At 65.6% G+C, this 4,885-nt stretch carries 5 protein-coding genes and 1 pseudogene; 5 read left to right on the forward strand and 1 reads right to left on the reverse strand.

Annotation, left to right across the window (positions count from 1 at the left end; all coding sequences use genetic code 11):
• From ACESL9_RS17040 to ACESL9_RS17060, 5 genes and pseudogenes are all read left to right on the forward strand, one after another.
• Nucleotides 1–294, forward strand: a pseudogene (locus tag ACESL9_RS17040) (hypothetical protein); the annotation flags it as partial.
• A gap of 217 nt (nt 295–511) precedes the next feature.
• A complete protein-coding gene (locus ACESL9_RS17045) occupies nt 512–1,372 on the forward strand; it encodes a PIG-L deacetylase family protein (protein ID WP_372675300.1) in 861 nt (286 codons plus the stop codon).
• Nucleotides 1,369–2,169 (forward strand): formyltransferase family protein, encoded by an 801-nt coding sequence (locus tag ACESL9_RS17050; protein ID WP_372675301.1) that lies wholly within the window; start codon nt 1,369–1,371, stop codon nt 2,167–2,169. The genes ACESL9_RS17045 and ACESL9_RS17050 overlap by 4 nt, the downstream gene beginning before the upstream one ends.
• A 112-nt stretch (nt 2,170–2,281) precedes the next feature.
• The gene (locus ACESL9_RS17055) at nt 2,282–3,172 is read left to right on the forward strand and encodes a sulfotransferase domain-containing protein (protein WP_372675304.1); all 891 of its coding nucleotides are present in this window, start codon (nt 2,282–2,284) and stop codon (nt 3,170–3,172) included.
• Complete coding sequence (locus ACESL9_RS17060) at nt 3,169–4,332, forward strand: glycosyltransferase (protein ID WP_372675302.1); 1,164 nt, start codon at nt 3,169–3,171, stop codon at nt 4,330–4,332. Before ACESL9_RS17055 ends, ACESL9_RS17060 begins: the two co-directional genes overlap by 4 nt.
• On the opposite strand, the gene ACESL9_RS17065 is transcribed toward ACESL9_RS17060, so the two are convergent.
• A partial coding sequence (locus ACESL9_RS17065) for a hypothetical protein (RefSeq protein WP_372675303.1) occupies nt 4,310–4,885 on the reverse strand: 576 nt, incomplete at its 5' end. The genes ACESL9_RS17060 and ACESL9_RS17065 overlap by 23 nt on opposite strands.

Below are 4,885 nucleotides of genomic sequence, written 5' to 3' on the forward strand. Positions count from 1 at the left end.
ACCTATCTGATCACCAGCCTCGATGCGCCGCCCCCCGCAACGCTTCTGCGCCTCAACCGCGCGCATTGGCACATCGAGACCATGCACCGCGACAAGGATGTCTGCCTTGGCGAGGATGGCTACACAAACCGCAAAGACCACGCCCCGAGAAATGTCTTCACGTTGGTCAGCGCCGCAAGAACATTGCTGAAACGCATCAACACCTCACCGACAAAAGCCGTCGAAATCATCCAGAATGATCGAAATCACGCCCTCAGAATACTGATGACTGGCTCCAGGCCAGCCGTTCTCTGAATCGCCCTGGCGAAGCGCAACTATCGGTTTTCAGAAGGTCTGAGGCGTGGCATAGTTGGACTTTTATACAAGGATGTTCCAGCCTGGCCGGAACTTGTGCCCGATATGGCGGCAACGTGACCCGGAGCGTGATAAAGCCAGAGCAACCCCCCGACAATCCCATATGAGCAAGCCTGTCCGGACATCGCCCCGGCCCATGATCAGAAAAGACACCCCGATGAAATTCGTCACTCTTTCCGGAATATGGCCGACTCTGGAGCGCGCGGCCATGCGGCGTCTGTGGCGGACCGTCGCCCGCCGCGCGCAGGATCGCACGGCAGACCTGACCCGTCGGGACTGTCTGATACTGGCCCCCCATCCCGATGACGAGACCCTGGGATGCGGCGGGCTGGTCCTGCTCAAGCGCAAGGCGGGGATGCCGGTCCATGTCGCCGTGGTGACCGACGGGGCCGCGACCGGGGCTGCGGACGCCGCCCGCGGAATGTCGCGGGACGACATCGTGTCATTGCGGGCGCGCGAGACCGTCGCGGCCTGCAGCCTTCTTGGTGTCGCGTGGGACCATATCCGGTTTCTGGGCTTTCCGGATGGCGCGCTTGCCGCGCATGGCGCGGCGCTCGAGGCGGAGATCGCCGCACTCGTGGACGAGCTGTCGCCATCGGAAATCTTCGTATGTGCATCGGGTGACGGGCACCGCGATCACGTCGCACTGGCGCGGGCCGTGCACGGACTTCACGCGGAAGGACGGCTCGGCGGGGCCACGCTCTGGGAATATCCGGTCTGGTTCTGGGATTTCGGATCCTGGCGTCCCGAGCGGTCCAGCAACAAGGCGGGGTTCATCGCGGGCCTTCACAAGGCGGGTCGGGCGGCGCGCAGGCTGAAAGCGGTCACCGTGGATATCGGCGGCTTCGAGCAGCGCAAGCGCGAGGCGCTGGACTGTCATCGCTCGCAGATCGGAGCCCTGGGGACCGAGCCCGGCTGGAGCGGACTGCCGCCAAGTTTTCTCGAGCACTTCTTTCGCGACCGTGAACTGTTCTTCGAAATCGCCGGACCGCAAGACGAGGGGACGGCCGCGCCATGAGCGGAGCAGGGCTGATCACCGGCGACACTCCGCTCGGCCGCCATATGGCCGCACGCCTTGCAGACACGCTTGATGGCACCGACGATCCGCTGCGCAGCATTCTGTTGCTCGAGGATCCCGCGGCGACCCGGGGTCACGGTCCGGGCTTGCGCATGCTGAAACGGCTCGGCCGCCTGATCCCGGGCAGGCGCCAGCGATCCGGACTGCCGGCGCGTTACGAGCACGAGGCCCGGAAGGTCTTTCTGGACGGCGCCGGGCCGGTGCCGGGCTGGCCGAAGGGCTGCGAGATCCGCCGCATGCCCCGCGGGGATGTCAACACCCCAGAGACCGTCGCATGGCAGGCCGGCTTCGGGTTGCGGGTCATCGTGCTGATCGGTGCGCCGATCATCCGCGCACCAATGCTGTGGACGGCATCGCTTGGCGTCCTCAACCTTCACGGTTCGTTGTTGCCGCATTATCGCGGCACCCAGGTCGAATTCTGGCAGGTGCGCAACGGCGATCTCGACAAGGTCGGGCTGACAATTCATTATGTTGCGCCAGACGTCGATACCGGCGATATCGTCGCCCAGGTTCCGCAGGCGGCCGAGATCTCGGACGGGCCCTGGATCATCCGTGCGCGAAACCAGTTGAATGCCCTTGATGCGATGCCGAAAGCCGTCCGCGCCGTCCTTGCCGGCACTGCCGAACGGCGCAAACAGGATACGATCGCGGGGGACAGACCCTATCGCTTTGCAGACCTCACCCCGGAGGTGCGGGACGAAGTGATTGCCACCATGAACAGAAAGCCCGGCGCATGACAGGCGGCACGTCTCCATCAGGCGCTCTCCCGGTCGCTTCGGGGCTGCGCCGATGCCCTCACCGATAGCGGAGTATCCTGCAAACATGACATCAGGAACATGCACCGTGCGCATGCCGCAGGACGCCACCGGACCCGGCGCGGCCGCGCGTTCCGCGCCGGTCGGTGCCATCGGTATCGGGGCCCAGAAATGCGCGTCGTCCTGGATACACTCGGTCGCCGGATCCCACCCGGAGATCGGGGTCAGCGACCCCAAGGAGCTCGACTTCTTCAGCTACTATTTCGACCGCGGCTATCGCTGGTATGAAAGTCATTTTGGCCGCGACGACGCCCGATCGCTCCGGTTCGAGAATTCGCCGTCCTATTTTCACGATCCCCGGGCACCGGGACGCGCCCGCGCCTACAATCCCGACCTGAAGATCGTGCTTCTGCTGCGTGATCCGGTGCGGCGGGCCTTCTCCAACCATCTGCACGAGATCATCAAGGGACATGTCGATCCGGTCCCCTTCGAGGACGGGCTGGCCAACAACCCCGCCTATATCGAACAGGGGCTCTACGCCACGCATCTTGCCAGATGGCGCGATGCGTTCGATCCGGACCTGATCCTCGTTCTCTTCGCCGAAGAGATCGCGGCCGATCCCCGGGCGGCGGCGAGGACGCTTTTCGGATTTCTTAGCGTCGACGAGAATTTCGACAGCGCGATCCTTCACGAGCGCCGCAACGAAAGCGACCGGGCCCGGCTGCCCGCCCTGCGCAGCGGCCTGAGGGCGGGCGGTGACTGGATGCGCCGGCACAGCCTCGAACCCATGCTCGCACGGATCAAGGCGACGCCACCCGTGGCACGGATTCTCAGGGCCAACAGCATCGAGATGCGCGACGAGATCCCCCCCATGCGCCCCGAAACGGCAGACCGTCTGCACGGGATCTTTGCCGATGAAATGACGCGATTGCGCGCGATGCTCGGCCGCGATCGGCTGCCCTGGGAAACGGGACAGGGCGGATGACCGCACCGCCCGACCATCCCGTGCCCGGGTCCGACAGGCCGCACAAGCTTGTGGTCTTCGGGTTCGACGCGGCAGAGGCGGCCCAACGGCGCCGTATCCGTGCCTATATGGAATGCGGGTTCGAGGTCAGCGGATTCACGATGCGCCGCGCCAACATGACCCATGACGCAGAGCCGTTCTGGCCCAATGTCGATCTGGGCCAGACGCGCAACGCGGCCATGGCTCAGCGTATCTGGCGGATCCTCGCGGCGCTGCCGATCCTGTGGCGGCATCACGGGCGGTTGGCCGGCGCACGGACGATCGTCGCACGCAATCTCGACATGCTGATCATCGCCGCGGCGGCCAGGCGCATGATGCGGCCACGGCCGCGGCTGGTCTACGAGGTCCTCGACATTCACGACATCATGACCGATGGCGGGCCCGGGGGGCGTCTTGCACGCAGGGTCGAGCGGTCCCTTCTGAAGCGCACCGATGCGATCATCGTCTCTTCCCCTGCCTTCGAGCGTGAGTATTTCGGACCGGTGCAGGCGTGGACTGGAGACGTGAAACTGTTGGAAAACAAGCTCTGGATCGGTGAGGGGGTGGGGCCAGACCGCCCGGCCCCGGATGACGCCCGGACGCCCGGACGACCATTCGTCCTGGGTTGGGTCGGCACCCTGCGCTGTCCAAAAAGCCTCGATATTCTTCTCGAGATGACCGACCGCCTCGGCTCTGGGGTCGAACTGCGACTGCACGGAATCGTTCACCACCACATGCTGCCCGACTTCGAACAGGTTGTCGCGGCCCGGGCGAACGTGACCTGTCACGGACCCTACGACTACCCTGACGGGCTGGAGCAAATCTATCGCGGCTGCGATGCCGTCTGGGTGCAGGACCTCTGGCAATGGGGCACGAACTCCACATGGCTGCTGCCCAACCGGATCTACGAAGCCGGATATTTCGGCTGCCCGTCGATCGCCGTCGCGGGAACCGAGACCGGCCGACGTGTGGCCCGGGGGCTGGGCTGGACCGTGCCGGAGCCGACGGCGGACGCGCTCGTCTCCCTGCTGCGCAGCTTGTCGCCCGAAGAGATCGTCGCGCGCCGCCGCGCACTGCTCGCGATGCCGGAGAACAGCTTTCGCCAATCGCCTGAGGAAATCACGTCGGCTCTTCTGCCGTGACCCCCGGAGGGCCACCCGGAGGGATCAGGCCGGCATCCCCACCTGAGGCCCCGGCATCGATCGCGGCGGCGGGCAGATCGCGTGACAGCGTGTCGCAGCTGCCCGACCGCGTGTTCGGGGTCTGCCAGCGAATGGCGAGGATCGCGCCCCTCTCGCGCAGGCTCAGCCCTGTCCCGTTTTCGGTCAGATACGGGAGCAGCCGATCTTCCCAGCCCTGAGACCGCCACCAGTGCGGCGAGGTGACAAGAAGCCCGTCGGGCACGCAGTGAAGAATGCGCAGGATGTTGTCGGCGTCGCCCACGACCGGCCGCCCGGTGCGCGGATCGACACCGAAATCCTCCGGCGGGTCGAGTTCGGTCACCCTGCTTTGGCTGAACAGGACATCGTAGGATCCGATATGCGCGACATGGTGCAATTCCCGCGTGGTTGCGACGAAGGGCACGGCGCTCCAGTCTTCGACCACCGCCGCGCCGTCGCTCCAGTCGCCGCGGGCCGGCAACCCCTCGCCGCCGGCCAATTCCAGCGCTCTCGGAGTAAAATCCGTCGCCGCCAC

The organism is Aquicoccus sp., assembly GCF_041686535.1.
Taxonomy (GTDB): Bacteria; Pseudomonadota; Alphaproteobacteria; order Rhodobacterales; family Rhodobacteraceae; genus Aquicoccus.

Bases quoted from the DNA above. Each gene is read 5' to 3' on its own strand.
- ACESL9_RS17050 (WP_372675301.1), top strand. From the start codon at position 1,369: ATGAGCGGAGCAGGGCTGATCACCGGCGACACTCCGCTCGGCCGCCAT.
- ACESL9_RS17060 (WP_372675302.1), top strand. From the start codon at position 3,169: ATGACCGCACCGCCCGACCATCCCGTGCCCGGGTCCGACAGGCCGCAC.
- ACESL9_RS17045 (WP_372675300.1), top strand. From the start codon at position 512: ATGAAATTCGTCACTCTTTCCGGAATATGGCCGACTCTGGAGCGCGCG.
- ACESL9_RS17055 (WP_372675304.1), top strand. From the start codon at position 2,282: ATGCCGCAGGACGCCACCGGACCCGGCGCGGCCGCGCGTTCCGCGCCG.